Origin of the sequence: Paenarthrobacter nitroguajacolicus, assembly GCF_029952445.1 — a bacterium.
In the GTDB taxonomy this organism is placed as follows: domain Bacteria; phylum Actinomycetota; class Actinomycetes; order Actinomycetales; family Micrococcaceae; genus Arthrobacter; species Arthrobacter nitroguajacolicus_B.
In genome coordinates this window covers 1-22,323 of the sequence record NZ_JAQPPK010000034.1, presented here as the reverse complement: position 1 = coordinate 22,323, position 22,323 = coordinate 1, and the positions used below count along the sequence as shown (strand labels likewise).

25 protein-coding genes and 1 pseudogene are annotated in these 22,323 nt (G+C 58.0%); 18 read left to right on the top strand and 8 right to left on the bottom strand.

The features are described 5' to 3' along the window. Positions 1-25 precede the first annotated feature (25 nt). Positions 26-493, bottom strand: coding sequence for a hypothetical protein (locus PJL15_RS19780; RefSeq protein ID WP_281452843.1), 468 nt, complete (start codon positions 491-493; stop codon positions 26-28). 56 nt (positions 494-549) lie between these two features. On the opposite strand from PJL15_RS19780, the gene PJL15_RS19775 reads away from it, so the two are divergent. The 3 genes from PJL15_RS19775 (at position 550) to PJL15_RS19765 (ending at position 4,306) form a co-directional block, all read left to right on the top strand. Then, positions 550-1,329, top strand: a complete 780-nt coding sequence (locus tag PJL15_RS19775; RefSeq protein ID WP_281452842.1) for a DUF6414 family protein — start codon at positions 550-552, stop codon at positions 1,327-1,329. A 182-nt stretch (positions 1,330-1,511) separates the two neighbouring features. After that, positions 1,512-3,500 carry an SIR2 family protein gene (locus PJL15_RS19770; RefSeq protein WP_281452841.1) on the top strand — a complete coding sequence of 663 codons (1,989 nt, stop codon included), beginning with the start codon at positions 1,512-1,514 and terminating at the stop codon, positions 3,498-3,500. An 80-nt stretch (positions 3,501-3,580) separates the two neighbouring features. Next, complete coding sequence (locus PJL15_RS19765) at positions 3,581-4,306, top strand: DUF5677 domain-containing protein (protein ID WP_281452840.1); 726 nt, start codon at positions 3,581-3,583, stop codon at positions 4,304-4,306. Between the two features lie 135 nt (positions 4,307-4,441). Here PJL15_RS19765 and PJL15_RS19760 read toward each other — a convergent pair whose 3' ends face one another. From PJL15_RS19760 to PJL15_RS19745, 4 genes and pseudogenes are all read right to left on the bottom strand, one after another. Next, a complete protein-coding gene (locus tag PJL15_RS19760; RefSeq protein WP_281452839.1) occupies positions 4,442-5,446 on the bottom strand; it encodes an AlbA family DNA-binding domain-containing protein in 1,005 nt (334 codons plus the stop codon). Positions 5,447-5,696: 250 nt separating this feature from the next. Then, positions 5,697-6,239 carry a hypothetical protein gene (locus tag PJL15_RS19755; RefSeq protein ID WP_281452838.1) on the bottom strand — a complete coding sequence of 181 codons (543 nt, stop codon included), beginning with the start codon at positions 6,237-6,239 and terminating at the stop codon, positions 5,697-5,699. 68 nt (positions 6,240-6,307) lie between these two features. Next, positions 6,308-6,671: pseudogene (locus tag PJL15_RS19750) on the bottom strand (integrase core domain-containing protein); the annotation flags it as partial. Between the two features lie 36 nt (positions 6,672-6,707). Continuing rightward, on the bottom strand, positions 6,708-7,208 hold the full coding sequence (locus PJL15_RS19745) for a hypothetical protein (protein WP_281452837.1): 501 nt from the start codon (positions 7,206-7,208) through the stop codon (positions 6,708-6,710). A 229-nt stretch (positions 7,209-7,437) separates the two neighbouring features. Between PJL15_RS19745 and PJL15_RS19740 the strand changes: the two genes are divergently transcribed. The 4 genes from PJL15_RS19740 (at position 7,438) to PJL15_RS19725 (ending at position 11,377) form a co-directional block, all read left to right on the top strand. Then, positions 7,438-8,013: a recombinase family protein gene (locus PJL15_RS19740; protein ID WP_281452836.1), complete on the top strand. Its 576-nt coding sequence runs from the start codon at positions 7,438-7,440 to the stop codon at positions 8,011-8,013. Positions 8,014-8,774: 761 nt separating this feature from the next. Then, entirely contained in the window at positions 8,775-9,215 is a 441-nt protein-coding gene (locus PJL15_RS19735; protein ID WP_281452835.1) for a hypothetical protein, read from the top strand. 548 nt (positions 9,216-9,763) lie between these two features. Further along, entirely contained in the window at positions 9,764-10,699 is a 936-nt protein-coding gene (locus PJL15_RS19730; protein WP_281452834.1) for a ParA family protein, read from the top strand. 6 nt (positions 10,700-10,705) lie between these two features. Beyond that, the gene (locus tag PJL15_RS19725) at positions 10,706-11,377 is read left to right on the top strand and encodes a hypothetical protein (protein ID WP_281452833.1); all 672 of its coding nucleotides are present in this window, start codon (positions 10,706-10,708) and stop codon (positions 11,375-11,377) included. Positions 11,378-11,535: 158 nt separating this feature from the next. On the opposite strand, the gene PJL15_RS19720 is transcribed toward PJL15_RS19725, so the two are convergent. Together PJL15_RS19720 and PJL15_RS19715 are read right to left on the bottom strand one after the other, a co-directional pair. Continuing rightward, positions 11,536-13,185: a MarR family transcriptional regulator gene (locus tag PJL15_RS19720; RefSeq protein WP_348651500.1), complete on the bottom strand. Its 1,650-nt coding sequence runs from the start codon at positions 13,183-13,185 to the stop codon at positions 11,536-11,538. 391 nt (positions 13,186-13,576) lie between these two features. Then, complete coding sequence (locus PJL15_RS19715; RefSeq protein WP_281452832.1) at positions 13,577-13,810, bottom strand: hypothetical protein; 234 nt, start codon at positions 13,808-13,810, stop codon at positions 13,577-13,579. A gap of 491 nt (positions 13,811-14,301) precedes the next feature. Between PJL15_RS19715 and PJL15_RS19710 the strand changes: the two genes are divergently transcribed. From PJL15_RS19710 to PJL15_RS19695, 4 genes are all read left to right on the top strand, one after another. Beyond that, a complete protein-coding gene (locus tag PJL15_RS19710; protein ID WP_281452831.1) occupies positions 14,302-14,805 on the top strand; it encodes a hypothetical protein in 504 nt (167 codons plus the stop codon). Then, positions 14,805-15,788, top strand: a complete 984-nt coding sequence (locus PJL15_RS19705) for a hypothetical protein (protein ID WP_281452830.1) — start codon at positions 14,805-14,807, stop codon at positions 15,786-15,788. Before PJL15_RS19710 ends, PJL15_RS19705 begins: the two co-directional genes overlap by 1 nt. A 242-nt stretch (positions 15,789-16,030) precedes the next feature. Further along, positions 16,031-16,957: an alpha/beta hydrolase family protein gene (locus PJL15_RS19700; RefSeq protein WP_281452829.1), complete on the top strand. Its 927-nt coding sequence runs from the start codon at positions 16,031-16,033 to the stop codon at positions 16,955-16,957. A 72-nt stretch (positions 16,958-17,029) separates the two neighbouring features. Then, on the top strand, positions 17,030-17,416 hold the full coding sequence (locus tag PJL15_RS19695) for a hypothetical protein (RefSeq protein ID WP_281452828.1): 387 nt from the start codon (positions 17,030-17,032) through the stop codon (positions 17,414-17,416). Between the two features lie 77 nt (positions 17,417-17,493). Here PJL15_RS19695 and PJL15_RS22755 read toward each other — a convergent pair whose 3' ends face one another. Continuing rightward, positions 17,494-17,751, bottom strand: coding sequence for a MarR family transcriptional regulator (locus tag PJL15_RS22755; protein WP_432443843.1), 258 nt, complete (start codon positions 17,749-17,751; stop codon positions 17,494-17,496). A gap of 224 nt (positions 17,752-17,975) precedes the next feature. Here PJL15_RS22755 and PJL15_RS19690 point away from each other — a divergent pair, with 224 nt between their 5' ends. The 7 genes from PJL15_RS19690 to PJL15_RS19660 all read left to right on the top strand — a co-directional run. Then, positions 17,976-18,194, top strand: a complete 219-nt coding sequence (locus PJL15_RS19690) for a hypothetical protein (RefSeq protein WP_281452827.1) — start codon at positions 17,976-17,978, stop codon at positions 18,192-18,194. After that, positions 18,191-19,264 carry a CHAP domain-containing protein gene (locus tag PJL15_RS19685; RefSeq protein WP_281452826.1) on the top strand — a complete coding sequence of 358 codons (1,074 nt, stop codon included), beginning with the start codon at positions 18,191-18,193 and terminating at the stop codon, positions 19,262-19,264. The genes PJL15_RS19690 and PJL15_RS19685 overlap by 4 nt, the downstream gene beginning before the upstream one ends. An 11-nt stretch (positions 19,265-19,275) precedes the next feature. Beyond that, the gene (locus PJL15_RS19680) at positions 19,276-19,797 is read left to right on the top strand and encodes a hypothetical protein (RefSeq protein ID WP_281452825.1); all 522 of its coding nucleotides are present in this window, start codon (positions 19,276-19,278) and stop codon (positions 19,795-19,797) included. After that, a complete protein-coding gene (locus tag PJL15_RS19675; protein ID WP_281452824.1) occupies positions 19,797-20,279 on the top strand; it encodes a hypothetical protein in 483 nt (160 codons plus the stop codon). Before PJL15_RS19680 ends, PJL15_RS19675 begins: the two co-directional genes overlap by 1 nt. Beyond that, a complete protein-coding gene (locus tag PJL15_RS19670) occupies positions 20,276-20,596 on the top strand; it encodes a TrbC/VirB2 family protein (protein WP_281452823.1) in 321 nt (106 codons plus the stop codon). The genes PJL15_RS19675 and PJL15_RS19670 overlap by 4 nt, the downstream gene beginning before the upstream one ends. A gap of 10 nt (positions 20,597-20,606) precedes the next feature. Then, a complete protein-coding gene (locus PJL15_RS19665; RefSeq protein ID WP_281452822.1) occupies positions 20,607-21,344 on the top strand; it encodes a hypothetical protein in 738 nt (245 codons plus the stop codon). After that, the coding region (locus PJL15_RS19660; protein WP_281452821.1) for a hypothetical protein at positions 21,337-22,323 on the top strand (987 nt) is incomplete at its 3' end. The genes PJL15_RS19665 and PJL15_RS19660, both read left to right, overlap by 8 nt.

The following is a 22,323-nucleotide window of genomic DNA, read 5'->3' as shown; positions in this document are numbered from 1 at the left end:
TACATTCCCTTACGGCGCAGAATGGTTATGAAAATTCTTTGCGGAATTTTCTATTGCTTATTTGAAGCATTCGTAGGCGTTCGGCCTCCAAACTCCTAACGGTTCGCTCGGTCTGCGTGGCTTTTAATCGTGCACTTCTAATTTTGGCATCATAATCTGCAGTAAGGTCTTGTCGATTCATGTATGAGATACTTGCACGCTCTCCCTGAAGTACCTCAATAGTTCCCTGAAGTGCAGCACTTTCAAGTTCGGCACTCTCAATCTCATCATCCAAGTCTTTTACGCGCTGCGCGCGAGTAATGGCTTTGGGTCTTCGAGCAGCTTCAATACGAAAAGCGAGGATGCAACCAATGCAGCAGCCGAAAATACTTGCCAAAGCCATCAATGTTACTTCTCTGGTAGAGGGCGGAGCCCCCAGGAAGAACTGAATTATGGTGATGGCCAAAGCGCCTACGGCCACTACTGCACTAGATTTAGTCCAAGGATCTGTCATGGGGGCAGTTTAGAACACACTGTCCATTTCCTGCATTTACTCGGATACCATGGATCATGCTTAAGAACTTTTTGTATCTGAACTCTCAGTCCGTTGACAGCTACCTCAGCAGCCTCGAAGACGGTCTGCGAGCATCGGCGGAAGACACCATCACGAAGAACCAAGTTCAAGAGCCCGTCGAAGGCATTCACGGAGGAGGAGAAGCGGGATTGCATCAGGTTAATTCGCGGGTCGATACCCCAGAATCGAGATTTGAACGCCTCCAGCGTCTCGCTTCGGAGCAATCTCAGGCTACTGGATGGACAGTCATCCCTGACGATGATGCTGATCTTGCTTCCGTGCGAACGGGCACGATAGTCGAAATTCGATGTGATGTCTATGTCCCAGAAGCTGTTCGCGCGCTTTCGAGCACTAGTGGACTCGGCGACATGATCAACATGATGGAACTATTCGGAAATAGTGCCGATGCCTTTGGGTTGGACAAATTACAACTACCGCCAAAAAGTCAAATCGAGGCGATGAAGTCTATTTCGGGTGTACTGGGCTCGGATTTGATTGCCGTAGGCGAACATGATGAATCCGGCCGAAGAGTCGCTGGGAAGTTGATCGATAAATATCGAAATGCTGATATCGATGGACTGGCCACAGTTGTTGGCAAGGTAACTTCTTACTGGGGCGAAAATAGATGGAAATCACTTCTGGCGCTGCCGGGGTTGAACCTTGTATCTCGCGAGAAGCGTCGTGAGCTGGAAGCCAAAAAACCTGAGAAAGATCAGCAGGGCCAATACTTAGAAGGACCTGCTTATATGCTGGATGTTATTGCTATTTACAGATAGCTCGGTACCAGTAAGGCCGGCAGCGGAGGATGGCAGCGGTCACGGTCGGGTTACTCAGCCGGGGTCGACTAGGAGAAGGGAGGGGCCAGGATCTGATCCTGACCCCTTCGACGGTTGCCGCTCCTTGGTCACTGCACGAAGGCAAGTTCCTGGGGTTGACGCGGGACGGATATGGTGGCCGTATGGGGCTTACTTCCAAAGATCAGGACACGCTGATCTCTCTCGCGTTCTCCGTCAATAACAACCCTCGTGCATATGCGGTGTTGCTCGGAGCTGGCGTTTCAATCCGTTCAGGGATTCCCGGAGCTTGGGATGTAGTAAAGGGCCTCATAACTGATGCAGCCAAGGTCTCTGCAGGCGGTAACACGCCTGAAGACCCTGAGGCCTGGTATCAGGCAAGCAAAGGAAAAAAGCCCACTTACCAGGGCGTGCTTGCGGAATTCGCCCCAACAGCCGAAGAACGGCAGCGGTTGCTACGGCCCCATTTCGATCCGCAGTCCAACGGTGGGCGCCGTCCTACCGCCGCGCACAGAGCCATCGCTAAGCTCGTCAAGAACCGCAAGGTGCGGGTAATCCTGACGTTGAATTTCGACAAGCTCATGGAAGACGCCCTGAACGAGGTTGGTATCCACCCGACCGTCATCGAGACTCCGTCGAAGCTCGGAGCCAGTCTCTCACCGTTGCACACACTTGACTGTGTTGTTGTCCACCTTCATGGTGACTACCTGAGCCCGTTAGCAATGCTCAACACAGACGATGAACTTGAGAGTTATGACGCCAGCCTCCAAGAATTCCTTCGAGAAATCCTCACCAACTACGGCCTCATCGTCGCCGGCTGGTCAGCCGTTTACGACCCAGCGCTCAAATCTCTCATCGAGCAGCACTATCCCGGCAGGTTTACGCCCACCTGGATCGAACCCTATGCGCTCTCCTCACACGCGACTGATCTCGTCACGCAGCTCAAAGCCACTCGCATCGAAGGCAACGCTGACGAAGCACTCGGATTCCTTGAGGACGCTGTGGTCTCGATGGCCGCGAAGGGTAGCCGGCACCCCTTGGCCGTCCACGTCGCGGTCGCGACAGCGAAAAGGGAACTATCCAGGGAACCTGTGTCGATCCACCTCCACGACACCCTCCACAGCGAACTCAGCCTTATAGCAGCTCTGCCGGAAACAACCCTTCCGGAAGATCCCGGCAAAGCGTCCGATGCTCTGGCTGCAATGGGTGGTGCGCAGAATATGGCGATGCGCACCGCGGAAGCGGCACGATCGGCCACGGCGTTGGTGACCTGTCTCGCCTACTGGGGTGATGGGGACAAATACGAGAAGCTGCTGCTGGATGCGATATCACGTTTCTCAACCCCCTTGTCGGCCCACCCGCAGCCAGATATCGGTGGGATGTCCCGGGTCGCAGGGCAAAGCCTCTACTATGGAGCGGGTATAGCTGCCGTGGCTGCCGAACGATGGGACCTTCTCCTAAAACTGCTCCGGCTTGAAACGCCTGGTAAACGCAGGCGTGAGCGAGTCGAACGGGTAGTTGACGTGCTAGCCGCCCCAGGCCCGATAGGACGTTTGAAGGCCGACCTTTACAAGATCGTGAAGCCGCTCCTCACCGAGACTCTCGCTATCGGCAGCGAATCAGTCGAGAGGACTTGGGAACGATTCGAAATCCTCCGCCTAGCACATCAAGTATTGAGCAATCCGGCCTTCTCCAGGCTGGCTGAGGAAGTTCGAAAACTCGACGAACCACTTGCAACGGCCCAAAGAGCCCGTGATGAGGCGCGAGCATCAGGTGAGGACACTTACATCCCGCAGCTCGCCCTGTCTCAGGCATGGCAAAATTCGACGAGTGCGCTTGCGTCCCTAAGAGGATCGGTAAATGCCGAACACCTCCACATCGAAGTAGTCGAGGACTTCAACGAGAATTTGATCTACGTCCCTGAGGTGCGGCGGATACAAGCTGACGCGTGGACCCTTGAGGCCTTGCTGCGTGCTGGCTTCGCCACGTCAGAGACCGATCTCGTAGTGGCTCTCCGCGCTGTCGATGTCGCAGGCCACGCAGCTGCCCACGCGCTCCTCCAACGGAGCAAAGGTCAGCCCTCGTTTTACATGGACCCGCGATGGCTGGACGAACGCTCCTACGCGGGGAATCTGGTGAATTCGACCATATGAGCAGACGTAAGAAGTCAGACCGGCCCAGGACCACGGACAAGGACCGCGGGTATGCCATTCACCGGAGCCTGGTTCGTACCGTGAATGAGGCGCCCAAACCAAAACCGATCTGGATAGACAGTGAAACCGGCAGCGAGCAACGAAGGGGAGCAGCTCCCGGTCTGGCTTGGGGATGGCTACAACGGACACTTCGCAGCGGGGAAGCCGCGATCAAACTGGAGAAGAGCGGGTACGGAAGTGAGGCCGCCCCGCTCCTCCGATCTGCGCTTGAGCACTCAATCCGCCTTGTATGGGCCGACTCAGGTGAAGGACAATTCGTTGAAATAGCCATGCTTGCTAAGAAGGACACAAGCAAGAGGATGCTTGCTGTCCAGCATGAGGGCTGGCGTTTCGATGAGGCAATGACCGATCACCTCAAACAACACGTAGATACGGACACCGACGAATTCAAGGACCTAGCTGATCTAAAACACCTTAAGCATGTGATTGACAAGAGCCCGGAGGAAATCAGAGCTCGGCTCAAGAGCATGTATTTGGCGTGGCTGGCTTACACAGCTGCAAGCCACCCATCGATCGACTCCGCCGAGCCCTACATCGATAGAAAGCCGAGAAGCAGTTACATGGCACTGCTCTCCACGTCCCGACCACGAGCTGCTGCCGACTGTGCAGCCGTGTCAATACTGGCACTCATTGGTGCCGCTCATGGATACTCCCGCATCACAGGCTTGGAAGAACATTTCGCACCAGCGCTACACTCCATCCTCGACCAGCACTCCACTTACTTCATTGACCAGCCCTCACATTGAGCATCCGCACGGCATCGCGCGTACTCGGGCTGGTGGTTTGAGCCAGGGTTCCGACTAGGCGTATCTGAGGCCCTCCCTCATCGTTCGGACCTGGACGAGCAATAAGCGCCTGCGGCCACTCACCGTTCGCCGGGACTAGTTCCAGGAGCCAGCTAGCAAGTTGATGGCGGTGTGCTCCAGTTTCGCCAAGTCTGCCTTGATTGCATTTATCTCTTGGTATGCGGAAACCCGGTCGCCCTCGTCGCCAGTGGCACTGGAATGAATGACATTAAATGCTTTCCCGCCTTGGATCCTCCCCTGCGCCTCTAACGCCGGCCGTAGAAGGTCTTGATCCTCCGTGTGGAGACGAAGCTTCCTGATGTTATTAGTCACCGACTGAGCGTTCCGCGTCATCTCTCGTCCGGCATCGGTATGTACCCATTCCGTCCAATCGCGTGGCTTCCATTTGTTGCCTGCACTGGCCATCACCAAGATTTGCATCGTGTCTGCCCAGCCACTGCCCGCTTGCACGATCTCTGTGACAATGTCGCGAAGTTCCCTCTTCCATGTCTCCTCACGCACTGCGGCGCCTTCTTCTGAAGAACCCGCGAGCAACCGATCTTGTAGCATCTCCAGCTCGGCACGAGAAGAACGCTCAGTGGCTCCCGATCGCCGCACAAATATCGTTCCCTCTGAAACCATTGGCCCCTTCGCCGCCTGAAATGACTTCTGCAGCAAGGCGATTCGGTCGCCATCTCGCGGAGGCTCCACGGTTATGACGAGGACCGTCACATCGTTGAACGTGAGTGTCCGAGCGTCCCAATAAGGCCACCCGTGCCCTGTATATCGGTGAATGGCATTTAGCAGCTCCGCGCTGTCGGGGACTTGTTGCCCTTCCAGTGACCCCGGCTCGACTCCGACCAGGACGTACCCCACGCCTTCGAAGGACGCGGCCGCGACGGCGACGGGACGGTTGGCCAAGCCGAGAATCGCGCGACCGATAGCGAAGGACGCTTCTGTGCTGGTGAGATCTGTATATGCCGACTTCCATTCGATGGATCGACTCTCGTCTTCGGGCGCTGCCTCGAAGACAGCTTGAACGAGTGAAAGGACCTGATCTGGGGTGCGCAACGCACGCGAAGAGTCGATTGAGAGAACCACATCATGATCGTGCCAGTCATTTCTGGAAATCGGTAGCCGAGGTGACCGTCCATTAGTCGGTCATTCACCGAACGCCCGCTCCCTTAGCCGATGTGGATGGGCGATATTCTGCTGCGCGGCGCCGTCGCTAGATACTGGAGCTCCTTAGCGGACGGTGAAAAACTCATTCCCAGTTACTTTCTTGCTGCCGTTGAGGTAATGACAGCACTACGACGCGTGTTGCCTGATCAGCGTCAGGCGGGTCACCGGATCACGGGGCGATCCGCCATTGGGAAGCCAAATTGACTACTATGCCCATTGCGACGCCGCCAAAAACGCCTATCATCCCTCTCACAATGGTCGCTCTCTCACTCCGTCGCGCTGCATTACGCATCTCTTGGTTGTATCGGCGTCGATGGGGGTTCCTTAGTTCTTCCTCAACAAGTTTCAGTTGCTCGTCTCGAGAAAGTTCCTGCCAGTCACTTAGCCAGGCCGTTTCTCCCAACTTTCGCCGGCCTATGGCATCACGCATCAGACGAATCGCTTTGGCCACCAACGTGTAAAGCACGATCGCACAGGAAATGCCTACGACTGTCCAAGCGATGTAGGAAAGCGGCTCGAACCTCAGTGAGGTTCCAAGTGCTACAAAGAAGTAGCCAATAATCGCAACAACTAGACCCGAAATACTACGAGTGTAGATCTCGCGATAGACCGACTTCTCATTCTCCCAGTTATGCCACGAACGAAAGTCACCAGTAATTCGCTTATAGCGCGAGGAATATTGTTCACCGTCCTCGCGCGAAGTGTCGATCACGCTATCTCCTTTATGGCTTGCCTCGAGAAGGTTACCGAGCAGCCTGCTTGGAACCCCTGATGGCTGGACTAGCTGTACTGCCCAGACAGGTTAGTTGAACGGCTAATGGGCGGGCGGCCTCCGATTGCGGTGTGGGATCTGTGGTTATTGTAGTGGTGCAGCCATGCGGGGAGCGCGTTTCTGCGGGCTGATTCCGTGGCGTAGAAGCGTTTGAAGGCCCACCCGTCGGCGAGAGTGCGGTGGAAGCGTTCGATCTTTCCGTTGGTCTGCGGGCGGTACAGCCGGGTCTCCTTTACCTTGATGTTCAGCTCCCGGCAAGTGTCTCGCCAAAGGTGGGACTTGTAGGCTGATCCGTTGTCGGAGAGGACTCTCTCGACGGTGACGCCGCGGGCGGCAAAACCAGGACAGTGCCCGCCTGAGCATCGCTGCTGCGCGATTTGAGCGTCCAGCGACGGGCTACAAAAGTCGTCAGGCAGATCCGAAGAGTACATCGATACAGCCCTGCAGGGCGGATGCTGCGACTATCAGACCACCGAGACCCAGCAGGCCAAAACCTAGATCTTCGAAGGCCTCGACTGCCTTCTTTATTGCCATGGCCTCACTCTTTTCCGCCTTCACGCGTTCGCGCTCCGCATTTCTTGCTGCGGATGACGGGCGCTTGACCCAACTAACCAGGGCAGTTACCGGGCGAGAGCCCCACGGGGCTCTTAGTGTCGGAGCCTTGTTTGGGCTGACTTTCTCGGCTTCCTCCAATGCCCTTGCAGCGTTCTGCTGAAAAAAGCGAATCCCGACCATCAGCATGCCTCCAACTCCCACGAACATCGCTCCGACGAAGTTCGCTATAGGTGGCTGGACCATTACCGCAAATACGATGAAGGTCAATACAGAAATCGAGGTTAGGGTCCCGAACCCCTTCCGATTCTCTTTGGTCTGAGCTGAGGTAAGAACTGGTGTCATTCCCAGAATCATTCCTCACTTCCTACGTTCCCCAAAACTGGTCGTTACCGGGGGAGTTTTTGGTGGTCTAAGTAGGACTACAAAGGTGTCTCACTTCCTTGGAAGTGGAACACACCAGGATGGGACGCCTCTCCCGTAACTGGATCCGCGTAACTTCCCAAAAAATTTTTGTACCGGATGTAATACCAAAACTCGCCAGAAAGACGACCCTCACAGGCGCAACTTCCGGTACGGTGCACGCATGGATATCGGATACGCCCGCGTGTCATCGGCCAAACAGGACCTCAGCCGGCAGCTCGATGCCCTGGCATCCGTCGGTATCACCAAAGTGTTCGCCGATAAAAGATCGGGGGCCACAACCGACCGGGCAGGCCTTCACGCTGCACTTGAGCACGCCCGGGCCGGCGACGTAATCGTCGTCCACACCCTGGACAGGCTGGGCCGCACCGTCAGGGACACCCTGAACCTGTTGCACGAACTCAAGGAGCGGGGCGTAGGCGTCCGGACGCTGGCCGATCCGCTCCGCATCGACACCTCGAACCCGGACAGCCCAATGGCGCAGCTCGCCGTCCTTATGCTGGCACTCTTCGCTGAGATGGAACGCACCTACGCGGCCGAAAGGGCCGCACATGCCCGTGCCGTGGCCACAGCCAACGGCCGCCGCACCGGCCGGCCCTCCGTGGTTGACGCTGCGAAGCTCGAACACGCCCTCATGTTGCGTGAGAGGGGTGCACCCATGCGCGAGATCGTCGCCAAAACTGGCCTTGCACGAACCACCCTGTACCGACACCTGCCGCCCCGCTCCCCCGCCGCGTAAGACTCCACCGGCAAAACCCGATACATCGTGCTGGGCACAATACCGCGGCCCTATAGGCTTGAACCATCAGGCGACAGCCTGCTGTGCCGTTAACGAACTGAAGACCCGACTTAGGCCTCGGGTCTTCGTTCAGCGCGGTGCGCTCATTGGTGCGGTAAGAGGGCTATAGAACCTCGAACATCACACTTTGAGTCTATGGCCCTACGCGCGTCGGGCGCAACGCTGTTGTGCCCATAAACACGTGCGAGCCGTGCCCTGTTCCTCCGGGAGGAGGTGTCCGGCATGGAATCCAAACGGAAACGCGAGGAACCATGGGGCGCTTGGAACCTGGTAGTCAACATCATCAGGCTAGCCGTTGATGTTGCCCGCCTGTTCTGGCACAACATCCCTTAGTGGGAGCGGAGGCCGCCAGTCTGTCTGGCGGCCTCCGTCGCACCGTCCTGGAATTGACGTCCACCTGGCATTAAATCCACTACGGAACTTGTTGCGTCAGCTCCTCCACCTCAGGAAGGCAAGAACCCTTTGTGGTGTGATGACCCGTCGAGACATGCGGCGCAGGCTACCAACGTGCATCTAGACATCTGGCAGCCGGGCCCCAGGTTGGCAGCGGCCCCGCCCAACAGTCATTCGCGTGTCAGGATATCCTGACACTAAAGCAGCGAGCAGGAGCATGAATGCATTGGGACGTCGGCAACGACTTACATGAAGGTCGGCTGGGTGCTGTCGTGCCGGACGGGCGTCTCTCGTACGAAATTGGTGGAATGGGAGTTCTAGTCGAGGGCGTCAGCGGCAAGTACCCTCGAGATGCAGTCCAGCGGGATCACGAAATTGTGGATGACGACGACGTTGTCGGCTGGCGCAGCACTTGCCGCTGTGGATGGCTTGGCCCTTTGTGGTCCAGAGTTGCGTCAAAGGACGAAGAGCGCCTCAAGGAGAGGCGGGCATTTGTACCCTACCTGGGCTTTGCCACTCCCCCGCTGTCCGCAGAAGTTCAGATGAAGGAAGAGTGGTACCACCACGCTCATGAGCGCATCGCGTTGGAACAACTGCGGTTCGCCCAAAACGTCCTCCTCACCGCTGAACTACGACTCGCCGAAGCTGTTGCGAACAGTCGTGCCACTGGACTGTCCTGGGGCTCCATAGCGTCAGCGCTAGGGGTATCCCGCCAGTCTGCGCATGCTCGCTGGAGGAACAGCGAATGAGACGCTGGCCTGACGCCAATCCGCCTTCACAACCCTTGTAACGCAGCGGCCTGAACTCATGCAGCCTGCCTTTTCGTCACCGATCTCCCCCAGAACTTCGGTTCATGCCATAACAAATGCCATAACCACTATTGGAACACCCATGAATAAGGCAGCCTAGCTACACACCTAATGTCCAGTTATAGGACAGGTTGACCTTCACACCAATCGGTCAACAGATCCCTCAACTGCTAATAGCGCCTTACCACTAGCTAGAACAAAGGTGGTGAGACACGCATCGCTATCAACAAAGGCCATGGCCATGACTTCAACACGGACGACTACAGGATCACCAACCTAAGCACCAGTGGTACACAATGCTGTAACAAAAACTGGTGATCACACCCTTTGCCACACAAGTGCCCCTACGACGAACCTCATAAGGTGATAAACGAGAATCACCATTTGAGGTCGAATATCACTTCATGCGCGTGTCACAGCAATCAAAAACGCATGGCACCTCATAGGCTGAACCGTAGAGATTGAAACTAGTAGGGGAGTCAGAAGCAATGGCACGAACATCGCCGCAGGCCGAAGGCAATACGCAGCTAAACCAAGCGCGAGCCATAGATCGCGTGATCGCGTTCGCTAACGGCAAGGGGGGTGTGGGCAAAACAACCACTGCAGCGAACGTGGGCGGGTATGTTGCTCTTGCTGGATCCCGAGTTCTGATGGTTGATCTGGATCCGCAGGGAGACCTGGCCAGAGACCTTGGTTTTGAACGTCAATCTGGACGAGAACTGTTCCAAGCGCTTATTGCCGGCACCCCTCCGCGGGTACTGCGGAATGTCCGCGAGAACCTGGACGTCATTCCCGGCGGGCAGGACCTGGAGGATATCCAAGGACTCATGGTTTCAAGGTCGAACCGTGCTGACGCACCCGACTTCGGCGACATGCTTTATGCGGTACTCTCGCCGCTTGCCGAAGACTATGACCTAATCCTCATTGACACCCCGCCGGGAGAGAGGACGCTTGTTGAAGGAGCGTTCGCAATTTCCAGCGCGGTAGTGATTCCGACCAAATCAGACGACGCGAGCATTGACGGCGTAGAACGCATTGCTCGAAGGTTCATGGCAGTTCGGGACCGCAACCCTTCCCTGCAATTGGCTGGCATTGTCCTGTTTGGTGTCGGTCCGAGATCGATGCGTCTTGAGCGCAGCGTTCGCGAAACGCTCACCGAGATGCTGGGCGAGGTGGCCCCTGTCTTCGAGACCAGGATTCGAAGCCTTGAAAGCGCCAGTGCAGACGCCCGACGCAAGGGATTGCTCTTTCATGAGCTCGAGGGGGCGGTCACGGATGCTCAGAAGAAACGACTGAAGGCGCTGCGTGCTGGGGAAAAGCCGGCCGACGGATTCTTCTCCCGAAATGCTGGTGGTTTGGCAGAAGAGTTTGAGCAATTGACCGGTGAAATTTTGGCCCGACTCAACTCTATTGAAAGCGAATGAACCTAGATGAGTAACAGCCGCCCTAATCTCTCCCAGGCTTTCGCCCCTGCCTCTCCACGTGGTGCAAAACTGGAAGGTCTTCTGCCGCCGAAACGCAAGAAGTCGGATGAGTCGCATCAAGAAGCAGCCACTACGCCGGATCCCACACCAATCTCTGTTGTTCCGGACCTGCCCAACGAATCACCAACAGCTGCAGATTCGACCGGCCAACCCAGCAGATCAAGCGCTGGGGGCAAACAATCAAGTAAGGCCGGCGTCGAAAATCGCGGGGGAGTGGACCAACAACAGCAGAAGCCGGCCAGTCGAACCAAAGCAACCGCTTCGGAATCTATTCCAGGCGCTTTGCGCAACGTCGGGGTGTACTTGGCTCCAGATCTCCTGGACACCGTCAAGGAGACGATACATTCCCAGCGAACAACGTATGCTGACCTTCTCTTAGACGCCTTTGATGCCGTGCCCGCTGAAACCATCGCCCATGAATTTGAGGCAGAGTACGTACCCTCGTCTTCAGGGATGCCGCGGCGAATCCCTCGTCGGAGGGGAGAAGCGGGGATCCAGATCCAGGTGCGACTGGATGGCCATCAGGTTAAGTGGCTCGATGACAAGGTGGTCGAGTTCAACGCGCCGTCACGAAGTGCACTAGTCTCTGCTGCCTACAGGCTTCATCTCTCCAGTTAGGCCGAAAAGAAGATGAGCAGCGCGATGAACGTACGGGCTGACGTTATGGCATGGAGGCCAATAGTGCTTATGGCCTAGTTTATGGCATGAAACCGTTGCCCAGGGTTGATTTATCTGAGGACAACGCCTGCGGGACCCGCAAAAGGGAACCACCCCTTTCAAGCCACACGCGTAAATACCATATCTGTGAGGGCCCACTCATCCGGTGGGCCTTCGTACTCTTCCCACGGATAGTCGTCAATGGGGGAGAGGAGCTCAGAGACCGTAGTAACGTTCTTCGACAACCATTCTCGCCAAATCGTTCTTTCTATTTGGTATCGGTGAAGCTGAGCAGCCACAGCCTCAAGGACCCCAAAAGACTCCGCAAGCTCTCTCAAAGATGTCGTGGACACCACTGACCATGAACGTCCGGAATCACGAGACACCATATTCCATGCGGCCATAAGCTCCACGGCCTCACTCACTGCCGTTCGTGACAACCCAGTCAAAGTTACGATTTCCGCCGTGGTGAGACCTCCAGCGATACGTTCTAGAGCCTCGTAAATAAAGGCAGCAGGTAGCCCTAATTCCCTGAACACGGGCCGCAAAGCATGAAGTTTTCCCTTCCGCCAAGACAAATCCTCAGCGGCCGCTTGCAGGTCTTGGGGGATCGACAATATGTACAGATCGCCCTTTGTCCCTCTGCCTCGTTCTACCAACGTAACTAGAGGATCCGCCTCAGCACGCAGCGCCCGCAGGTGAGAACCCACAGTTGTGTGATCGAGTCCCGTTGCAACTGCCAGGGAACGATCTCCAAACTCAACAAAGCGAGATGCTGTCATGTGAGCAGCTTCCCCTAATGCACGCAGGACCATCCTTCTCGCCAGGCCGTTTCGGGAAGCTGAGTAGATGTGCTCCCGAAGTGCAAGTGCACTTCTCCAGGTCCGGATGTAGCGGTGTTCTGAGCTGGGATCTGATGTCACAGCCCCAGGTAGCAGGGGCTGTGTATTTGGCTTGCTTGTGGGGGATTTGTGGGCATTGTTATTCGCTGCTTTGGAAGCCTGCTTTTTTTGTATGTAGACGACGGCGTTGGTCCAGTCTCGTTTTAGCGCCGGCAGTCGGTGGCGTGCAGAATAGCGCGCGTAGAACGAGGCGAGCCCCGGCCAAGTGCCTTGGAGAATCCTGCGTTCCACGTCTACGAGCTTCATGCCGGCAGCTGCAGCCGCTGTCAGGATTGCCTGACGGGCTTCGGAGTCCGAAGAGTAGCGGTTCGCATCGTAGAGGCCGGTCTGTGCCATCTGCTGCATGAGACGAGACATCCTGGTGGCCGGCATGGAGCTCTCAACCCCTTGGTCTGAAGACGGGAGCGATTGAGTAAGCCTCAGGGCCCGGATTCCGGTGATCTCGTGCTCCAGCTCCGAGCGCATGGTCTCCCAAACACTCTCGCTGTTCGGGCGGCGTGCAACGTCGTAGGCCATATTCAAACTCATGGCCAATTCCTGGTACCCGCCACGTTTGTGGGGCGACCCCGGCGTCCTCATGCAACCGTGCATCAGGTTCTGGTGCGGAGTCTTGTCCAAAGTCCGGTAGCGAGTACCGAGGGCTTCTACGAAATCTCTTGCTTCAGAAAAGGGAACGCGCTTCTTGAGCGGAATGTAGATGTGACGGCCGCCATTCGGAGATCGATCTTCGATCCAGCGAGCACCACAGTTGTGTAGCCACGACTGAAGCGCGCGCACGTCGGCGTCGACCGAATCAATGCCAGCGACTGCGGAGTCAAAGTCTAAGAAGATAGCCGCACAAGTGCCGTCTTTGCCAAAGATTTTCACGGCGGCTGGAAATGTGGGGAGCGTCTCAGTCAGGCTGCGTTCGTGCTTTTGAGGGTACGTTTTTCCGCCGTCGCGTGACAGTCTGACGCGGGGTTGACCTGCGAGAAGAGGCGCAAGTGCTGCCCACGCCTGAACGGCGTCTGAGCCGGGGGAGGAGTCGCGAGACACGCCAGCGGGTATGAGTGCTGGCAGCACGCGAGCGTGCTGATGTACGATGATTTTGTTCCTGCCAGGGAATACGTAGGGACCGATCCTGCAAGATCGGTTGTTACAACAAAAAGGAAGACCTGTCCAAGGTCTTTATATTTCGATTTACGATCTGTTCGCCGGCAAGCTTTCCGGATCGTGAATCTACAGCTTTGAAGGCCCGCTTCGTGCGGGCCTTCCTCGTTTATGAGGCCATACGGATCGGTAACTCATCCTGCTGGCTAAATTGATCCAGCAATGCCAGATCCTCACGCAATGATCGGTCGACTGCAGAAGCAACGTAGTCGGTGACGGTCATGCCTTTGGCGGCAGCGATCTTATGAACGTCCTCGGCAGTTTTGGCCGGGGTGCGGAAGCCAATGTATTTGCGTAGACCCTTGCTGGGTCTACCGCCTCCACGATTGATTACTGCGCTCATCGTCAGGTCCTTTGAATCTCGTACAACTCTTGGTTGTAGCTGGTTCATCGTTGGTGCCACATACAGCCGATCGATGCAGGGTTTCTGTTTACAGCTATCGACTGCCTCGAACCTAACACTGCCGGAGAGGTGTTTCGGGGATTTGTTTACAGAAAACAGATCAGCGTGTCGCCTGCTGCTTCCCAAGTCCCGTAAGCCTAACTTTCGGTTGCGGAATCCGGTGAGACGTCGCAGTTCATCGCCGAGGAGGCCTGCGCTGGCAACGACTCTTTGCGGACTCCAGCCCTCGCTAGGACGAGTATCCGAAACACTGATACAGCTGGCATCCAGGCTGCATCCCTCCCTTCGTGTGACAGGCGCGCGCCCGAGCGACTTGATAAGGTTGCCCCAATTTGGTCCGCCACTCGCTTGGCCATACTTACTATGGAACTTGTTTGAAACATGTTTCATCCTAGCCTAGCCGACCCGACATGTTTAAGGAGTCGTCGCCCGTGCCGCAGACCGTTCTTGGGCTGTCTCTGTCCTCATCCCAGCGGGCGTTTCGAGAAGCGTCCGACGCCTTTGCCCTTTTGGGGCTGCCGAAAAGGCTGAGCCTGGAGCTGATCATCCGGGCAGTTGAAGTCATCCGAGGCCGCCGAATAAGCATCCGTGCCACAGAGAAGTTGGCCGGCACGGCAATCTGTGGTCTCTGGCTGCCCGGGAAGAGTCGAGAATGGGTTTTCCACCCTCCTACTCCGTGGGAACTGCAACGGCAGCAATTCATACTGCACGAGTTGGCTCATATGATCCTGGGACATGATGCGCACCCCGGCGCCGGAGCGCTTCTCCATGAAGGCCTTCAAAACTTGTCCCCCGAACTTGTCAGAAGGGCTCTAATGAGAACAGAGTTCAGGACAGTGGAAGAAGCTACAGCTGAGTATCTAGCGGATCTAATGGCTGAAGCGCTCAGAGAGGCTCCGGGGGAGCCAGGCGCATTTGAAGAGGTTTTCGGCTAGTGGAAGCTTTTGTTGCAACCATCATGGTTCTCTTGACCCTGATCGTCGTGGCCACTCGCCGCCAAGGCAAGGACACGAGCATTCTTTGGGCAGCTGTGTTGATATCCCTATCTCTTGTTCTCAACCTCAACCATGTCTACATCTACGTGGACGAGAAGTTTGGTGGACGAAATTACACGGATCTAGGGGCCAACCTGTTGCTGCTTGTAGGCATTTACTTCCTGGCAAGGGCAATCCACCGGGCAGCCAGTCCAACGCCAGCTGACGGATCGTCGCCACGTCTCTTGGGAAAGAGCAGCGTCGTTCTGGCAGCGACCCTTGCGGCTACCTTCTTCGCACTTATCGATGCCCCTGCGACTTCCACGACGTTCATGCGTGACTACGGAGCTCAGCCTTTCGCGGCGCTTTACTCAATGGTCCAATACGTGTACATCGGATCCGTAATGGCTACGGCTGGATACACATGCTTGAAGTTTAGAAAATCTTGGAGCACCGGTGTTTACACCCTGGCCTTTGCGTTGATCGGCAGCGGATGCGCCTCCGCAGTCCTCCTAGTCATACAGGTTCTTATGCTTGACGTCCTGCATCTCCTTGGCCAGCTCCAGTTGATGTCTTCACTTGACAGCCTTTATGGGGCGCTAAATTCTGCAACTTTCGCTCTGTTGTGCACCGGTCTGGCACTCCCCCCCGCACGTCGGAGGATTCTTGGGCTCAGGGACGTTACGGAGACGAACTCCGTACTGAGGACGCTTGAACCCGTCTGGGCCAAAGCGATCCGTGGCAATAGAGGCGTCACTCTGGACCTGCGTGTGGTGCCTGATCATCCAGAAAAGCCCCGACGCAAGCTACATCGAATGGTTGTGGAGATTCAAGACTCCCTGGCTAGAGACCCATCGACCGCCAACCGAATCGGCACCGACGGGATGGACAAGCTATCTACGGCTGCTGAGTTTCTGGAGGGACTTACATGTCGTCCAAAATGACGACCGCCTGCATCGCAGCTGTCGCGGCTGTCGCGGCCGTGTCGTCTGTCGTCGGATTGTTAACATGGGCAGTCCACCAAGCTGTCCGGTTGGACTACAGGCGTCGCTATGATCTCGTTTCCGGACGAGTTACCGACCATGCGATTGATTTACCCATCACCAGGCGCACTATCGAGCCGGGCACGTTTGGACTTCATATAGCTGGGGGAGATGAGCCTGCGGTGGTAGGAGACGTCGTCTCCATGACCACAACCGCCGTTCAGCGCCGTCTGCTGCATCGTCCGCTGGCCCTATCGCAAGGTTCACAGTGCAGGTGGAGCGGCATAACCGCGATTTTCCCTGAGTCGGAATACAAAGATGTAGTGCTTGAGACGTCCCTGGGGCCAGCCCCAGCGTGGATCGTAAATGGTGGCTCCGATGTTTGGGCCGTTCACGTGCACGGTCAAGGTTCTGACCGGCGGCAGACTCTGCGCGGACTTAAGACAGCAACGTCCCTTGATTTAACTTCTCTAGTCATCACATATCGAAACGACGGCGAAGGCCCCTCAGCAAGTGACGGTCGTTCACACCTCGGTGAGACGGAATGGCAGGACTTAGAGGATGCGCTAAGATTCATCGCCGCTCAAGGAGGTACAAAATGCGTCATCTTCGGGTGGTCTCTAGGGGCTACGATTGCCATCAATACGACCCAACGTTCCAGCCTCGGCGGCATGATCAGAGGGATTGTCATGGTGGCACCTGCATTGCGCTGGGAAGACGTCTTTAGAGCTAATGCTCGACATCAAGGATGGCCTGGCTTTTTGGGATCCTTCGTGACATCCCTTATTTCCGCCAACCGGACCAGTCGACTTTTAGGGTTCAGCGAGACGATCGATGTGAAAGGCGCGGATGCCTCGAGGCTGGAAATGCCGATTGAAGTTCCCATCCTTATTCTTCACAGCAAAAATGACTGGTCTGTACCGATAGAGACTTCAAGGCGCCTCGCCTACCGGCGAAGCGAGAAGGTTGAACTAGTCGAGTTCGACTGTTCCGGCCATACGCAGGAGTGGAATTCAGACCCGGTAGGGTGGGATTTGGCAGTTCGTCGCTGGTATGAAAGGTGCTTCCATACCGGTACGGCTCACAAAAAGTCGGCGAACTCTGCCGATGGACATTCGAATGGGGTTTGAATAATGGCTGGCGGTGAAACTGCTCGAGATCGGCTGGCTCGAGCAGAGGCTCTTTCGCGAAAGGTGAATTTGTTGCTTGACGTCGTAGTGGCGGAGGGTGGCAGGCCATATGAGTTCGCAGACATTCAAGCCGGAGTGCGTGAACATGGGTACGAGCTATCCAGAACCAGGTGGTGGAGGATAAGGACGGGGGAGTCTCCTGAAACGGTGCCTACCGAGGCTCTCGTTGCACTATCGAAGTTCTTCGACATCGACCCTGTCTATCTCACTGATGAGTCTGGTGAACTTCCGGAACGCATCGAGAAGGAACTACAACTCCTCAGGAGCATGCGACGAAGCAAGCTGAAAAATATTGCAGCAAGGACCCTGGGCGATATCGACGCCAAAACATTGGATGCGATCAACGCCCTCCTGGACGACGTGGAAGAGCTCGAGAAAAACAACCCAAGCGACACTTGAATCATGTTCGAAACATGTTTCATTCCTGCTAGGGTTGGATCATGGCCACCAGGTTCGACGGGTTGATTCCGTCAGCATCAGCGACCTTCGATGTAATCGACGTATGCTCGCGACAGGTCCCGGATTCGGGTTCGTCGCACCTCATAAACCACATCCCGCCCTTGTCGAGCACCCTCGGGAGGGTCAGTCAGAACAAGACCAGCTGCCCCGAGGGCATCCAGGAGACGATTCAGACTCGGTCGGCTGACATCAACGACACTCTGCAGCTGACCAATGGTCGAGGGTCCGAGGATAGCCAGCTGGCGCAGGACATCCGCCTGAGCCCGACTTCCCATGAAGGCGATGGCGGTCTCTACATCCAGGGGCAAGCTCGGTCGAATCAGTCGCGGCATGCATCAATACTGCCGGACAGCTCACAGGTGCAGCCAACTCAAATTTACATCACTCTATTACTAAACAATAGAGTTAGGCCTCTTTGGCATTTCTCCAGCGAAATCTGCACGACAACGCGCGTCAGAGAGCAATTGTCTTGATCGAGGTAGCGCACTTGGTGGGGCCGATGTGGTCTGTGAATGGCCGCCCGGTGGTCGTCCCTGCCGGAGATTCTGCTCCCTATGTGGTCATCGCCCATGTGGCATCCGTTGTGACAGAACCCGGCCCTTGGCCCGTGCGGGTAACTGACGGGGATGAGGTCATGGAGCTTCTGCTCGGTGTGGACGGTTCCGTTTCGGAACCCGTCATCAAACCGGGCTCGGGTGGTCGGTGGTGGCGGCGATGAAGGGCGGAGCGGGAGCAGCTGCGGGGGCGGTGTTGGCGGCCGTTATGGTGCCGGTGCTGGTTCTGGTGATGATGCTCGGTTCGGGCGGGAAAGAGGGCGCGTTGGCGGCCTGCGCCCCGGCCGGGACCGTAACGGTGAGTGCGCCTGGGGGTGTGGTCGCCGGTTATGCGGACGACCAGCTGGCGAACGCTGCCGTGGTGGTGAAGACCGGTCAGCAGTTGAACGTGCCTGCGGAGGGCTTGTTGGTGGGTGTCATGACCGCCATGGGTGAGTCGAGCCTGAAAAACCTCAACTACGGCGATGACATTCACGGCGTGACCAACCCGGATGGTTCACTGACGTGCAGCCTGGGCCTGTTCCAGCAGCAGTGGTGCCTCCCCGGGAACCCGTGGGGTACCAAAGCTGAGGTAACGGACCCGGCCAAGGCCGCGGCGACGTTCTTCAAGGCCCTGATGCGACTCCCCGGGTGGGAGGCCATGCCCCCGGACGTGGCCGGTCACCGGGTCCAGGGCAATTACAGTCCGGCCGGGTACACCAAGTTCATCCCGGCTGCGCGGGAAGTGCTGGCAGCGGTCACGGCGGGAAAGATCACGGCCGGGTCCGGTGGCTGCGCCGCGGGCGGTTTCGCCGTCGGGACCACGGGGTCCGGGGACGACTATCCGTGGAGGGGCGCGGAGCACAACGCGAACAACCCTGTCACGAGTCTGGCGTACCGGAACTGCACCGATTTCGCGTGGTGGCGGCTTACCCAACAGCTCGGCCTGCAGCCGGTCAGTTCCTCCAGGCTCGGCCCGGGCAACGGCAAGACCTGGGGCAATGCGTGGTCCCGGGCGGGCTGGACGATCAGCAAGACCCCTAAGGTCGGCGCCATCACCTGGTACACCACGGGCGAGTACGGCCACGTGGCGGTGGTTAAGGAAATCACCGCCGATGGGAAGGTCATCGAGGAGGGCTACAACTTCGGTATTCCTCCCAACGGCGCGTACTACACGATGACGATCAACCCCGGCGCCCCGGCCGGGTACCTGTACATCCCCACCCGGGAACAGTTCGAGAAGGCGGCCATGTGATGGAGAACCCGATGCTCAAGAAGACAGCGGCACTGACTGCTGCGGCCGCGGTGGTGGCTCTGGCACTGTCTGGGTGCTGGGGCGGAGCGACGGGGACCAATCAGTCGGAGTCTCCGACGCCGGATGCTTCGGTGTCCTGCATTGTCTCGTGCCAGGACGTGCCCCAGGCCGACCATGCCGGTCCGTCCGCGCTGGCCCTGGACCCTGCCGCGGAGGATGAAGCCATCAACGCGGCCGTGAAGGTGATGGCCGCTTACACGGACACCGGCAAGACCAAAGAGGAATGGTTCAGGGCCTTGGCGCCGCTGATCACGACCGCATACGCCCACGAGGCGCAGTACATCCAGCCTCCCCGCCTGTCAGCCCGCACCGTGACTTCAGCCGGGTCCGTCGTTCCGGCGGAGGTCCCGGACGGCCACCAGGTCCGGGTCAAGTTCAGCACCAACGCGGGGGAGTGGGCGGTCATCATGACCCGCGCCGCCTCCGGTGCGCCGTGGCTGGCCTCGAACGTGCTGCCCTTGGAGGCCATCTGATGGGCGCATCCGAGTGGCTGTTCCCTGCCGGGACCTTCACCGTCCCAAGGGAGATGTTCGTGGGTGTCCATCCCGGGGCCGGGACGTCCACGTGGGCGACGTTGTTGGGTGGAACCGATCACGGCCTGGCGTTCCCGGAGGCAGGTGCGGTGGTTGCAGTGTGCCGGGCAACCCCTGCCGCGCTGAACACCACCAAGGCACTGATCGGTTCGCACGGGCTCGCCCGTGTCCGGGCCGTGCTGGTGGTCGCTGACGCCCCAGGCCGTGCCCTTCCCGCAGCTGTCCGCGGGATCAAAGTTCTTTCCTCCGTGGTGCCGGTGGTCGAGGTGCCATGGATGGTCAAGCTTCGGGGCCTGGAAAATCCCCAGGCTGTTGCGGCGGCGATCGCCAAACCCGTGCAACGGGTCAGGGATCGCTTGGCTGAGGCCCGGGTGCGGGTTCCCCGAGGAGTCGTAGAAACAACGAGAGGAAACGATCAATGAGCGCGTTCGAAAACTTGAAGGCCGAGGTCATCATCCGTGTCCCGGCCGCCCCGCTGTGCATGCCCACCCAGGTCACCACAGCCCTGGATACGGCCAAGTTCTGGTGCACCGTTGTCGCCGCTGGTTTGGCGGTGGTGGCTCTGATCCTGGTCGGTATCGGCATGTTTTTCCAGCACAGGCGCGGCGACGGCGGCGAGATGCTCAAAGCCCTGGGCTGGTGGATCGGCGGCGTCGTGTTGGTCTCAGCCGCTGCGGGCATCGCGACCGTGTTCATCCCGTCCAGTAACACCGGCTGCGTGAACACCCTCAACGGCTAAGGAGCAGCCCATGCTGAACCCGATTAAACGGGCCTGGAACTCCAAAGGCGCCGGCATCACGGCAGGCATCGTCCTGGCACTGGTGCTGCTGGTCGTCATCGTGGCCATCGTGGCCTCCTTCGTAGCCCCGACGAAACCAGAAGCCCAAGCACCACAGGAGAGCCCGGCCCTGCCGTCTCCAACGGCAGAGCCCACCAATGGGGTCGGAACATGCAACGTCCCGGAAGGGGAGACCTCTCTGCGGCCGAAGATCCCCACGGATCTTCGGTGGGAGGCGTCCCAGGGGCTCACCTGGCCTGTCTCGGCCAGTGCCGGACCGACAAAAACCCGCGGCGGGTACCCTGCCTGCTTCGCCCGGTCGCCTTTGGGCGCGGCGCTCTTCGGCACGACCCTGACCTACCGGATGTGGACCGGCCCCGTCAGCCAGGTCGTCGATGTCTATGCGATCGATTCCCCCGGGAAAAAGATCCTGCAGAAAAGCCCAAGCGGCGTGGCCCAGAAAGTATCTGAACAGGGATGGACGAGCGCCGGGTTCATCGTCGACTCCTTCACCCCCGAGGAAGCTCAGATCACGGTCGTGCTCAGCACACCCAATTCGCAGACCGGATACACGGGGCTCCCATACACCGTGGTGTGGAAGGACAGCGACTGGCGGCTGAAGGTCCTCGACAGTGGAGCGACCTGGGCAGGTTCGCCCTCGGCTCCGGTGAAGGGGCAGTTCGTCGAGTGGAAGCCCACCAATGGCTGATTGCAGCAACCCCGCGGCCATCGCGATCAATGCCATCGAATGCGGCGTGCAGAAGGTCACCCAGGACGGGGCCAACAACTTGGGCCAGCAGATGATGGCCGGTTACGACAAACTCCTGAAGGACTTCGCCACGTCGTGGCTGGGCCAGGGCATCGTGGTTGATTTGAATGGCCCGTCTGTTGATTGGTTTCAGGCCTCGACTTCGATCGTGACGTTGTTTCTCGTGACCATCGGTCTGATGGTTGCCGGGATCCAGACGTTCAAGGACCGGAATGGCCGGCCCGCACGCGAGGTGTTTGAAGCGCTTGGCCGGGTTGTTTTCGTGACCGTCGCCGGCTCTTTGTCGATCCAGGTGTTCGTCACTGCCGGGGACGCCTACGGAAAGTGGATTCTGGACTCGGCGGGGCTGGATACCGGAACGTTCACCGTCGGTGGTGCAGCGGTGGCGTCGGCCCCTGGTCTGGCCATCATTATCGGCTTGTTCGGGATCCTGACGGTTCTGTGCCAGTGGGCGTTGATGTTTCTTCGGGGCGCGCTCCTGCCACTTCTTTCCGGTTACTGGCCCGTCGCGGCTGCGTCAGCAATGTTGGAGGGCGGAAAGAAGAGTTTCGAGGGCGTCACCAAATGGATCCTCGCCTTCATCGTCTACAGCCCCCTGGCGGCAAGCATCTACGCACTGGCATGGCGGCTGAAAAACGGGGATGAGGGCATCGGAGGACTGGTGAACGGCTGGATCCTCATAGTCCTTGCCGTCTTGGCCCTGCCAGCCCTCCTGCGCTTGATCGCTCCGGTCACTGCCGCGATGGGCAAGATGGCCGGCGCGGTGATGGCCATGGGCATGACGGCAGCCGTCGTGGGCGCCGGCGTCGCCGTTGGCGCAGCGGTAGCCACCGGCGGTGCCCCCTCGGGAGCCTCCGCAGCCGGCGCAGGCCCCGGAGCTGTCGCTTACACCCATCCGCGGCTTCCGACGCGGGTGGCG

What these genes read in the sequence shown, in the direction of transcription:
- PJL15_RS19665 (WP_281452822.1), top strand. Translation starts at nt 20,607, where the DNA reads ATGCTGAACCCGATTAAACGGGCCTGGAACTCCAAAGGCGCCGGCATC.
- PJL15_RS19770 (WP_281452841.1), top strand. Translation starts at nt 1,512, where the DNA reads ATGGGGCTTACTTCCAAAGATCAGGACACGCTGATCTCTCTCGCGTTC.
- PJL15_RS19675 (WP_281452824.1), top strand. Translation starts at nt 19,797, where the DNA reads ATGGGCGCATCCGAGTGGCTGTTCCCTGCCGGGACCTTCACCGTCCCA.
- PJL15_RS19690 (WP_281452827.1), top strand. Translation starts at nt 17,976, where the DNA reads ATGTGGTCTGTGAATGGCCGCCCGGTGGTCGTCCCTGCCGGAGATTCT.
- PJL15_RS19775 (WP_281452842.1), top strand. Translation starts at nt 550, where the DNA reads ATGCTTAAGAACTTTTTGTATCTGAACTCTCAGTCCGTTGACAGCTAC.
- PJL15_RS19735 (WP_281452835.1), top strand. Translation starts at nt 8,775, where the DNA reads ATGGGAGTTCTAGTCGAGGGCGTCAGCGGCAAGTACCCTCGAGATGCA.
- PJL15_RS19685 (WP_281452826.1), top strand. Translation starts at nt 18,191, where the DNA reads ATGAAGGGCGGAGCGGGAGCAGCTGCGGGGGCGGTGTTGGCGGCCGTT.
- PJL15_RS19740 (WP_281452836.1), top strand. Translation starts at nt 7,438, where the DNA reads ATGGATATCGGATACGCCCGCGTGTCATCGGCCAAACAGGACCTCAGC.
- PJL15_RS19730 (WP_281452834.1), top strand. Translation starts at nt 9,764, where the DNA reads ATGGCACGAACATCGCCGCAGGCCGAAGGCAATACGCAGCTAAACCAA.
- PJL15_RS19715 (WP_281452832.1), bottom strand. Translation starts at nt 13,810, where the DNA reads ATGAGCGCAGTAATCAATCGTGGAGGCGGTAGACCCAGCAAGGGTCTA.
- PJL15_RS19725 (WP_281452833.1), top strand. Translation starts at nt 10,706, where the DNA reads ATGAGTAACAGCCGCCCTAATCTCTCCCAGGCTTTCGCCCCTGCCTCT.
- PJL15_RS19780 (WP_281452843.1), bottom strand. Translation starts at nt 493, where the DNA reads ATGACAGATCCTTGGACTAAATCTAGTGCAGTAGTGGCCGTAGGCGCT.
- PJL15_RS19700 (WP_281452829.1), top strand. Translation starts at nt 16,031, where the DNA reads ATGACCACAACCGCCGTTCAGCGCCGTCTGCTGCATCGTCCGCTGGCC.
- PJL15_RS19745 (WP_281452837.1), bottom strand. Translation starts at nt 7,208, where the DNA reads ATGATTCTGGGAATGACACCAGTTCTTACCTCAGCTCAGACCAAAGAG.
- PJL15_RS22755 (WP_432443843.1), bottom strand. Translation starts at nt 17,751, where the DNA reads ATGGGAAGTCGGGCTCAGGCGGATGTCCTGCGCCAGCTGGCTATCCTC.
- PJL15_RS19670 (WP_281452823.1), top strand. Translation starts at nt 20,276, where the DNA reads ATGAGCGCGTTCGAAAACTTGAAGGCCGAGGTCATCATCCGTGTCCCG.
- PJL15_RS19680 (WP_281452825.1), top strand. Translation starts at nt 19,276, where the DNA reads ATGCTCAAGAAGACAGCGGCACTGACTGCTGCGGCCGCGGTGGTGGCT.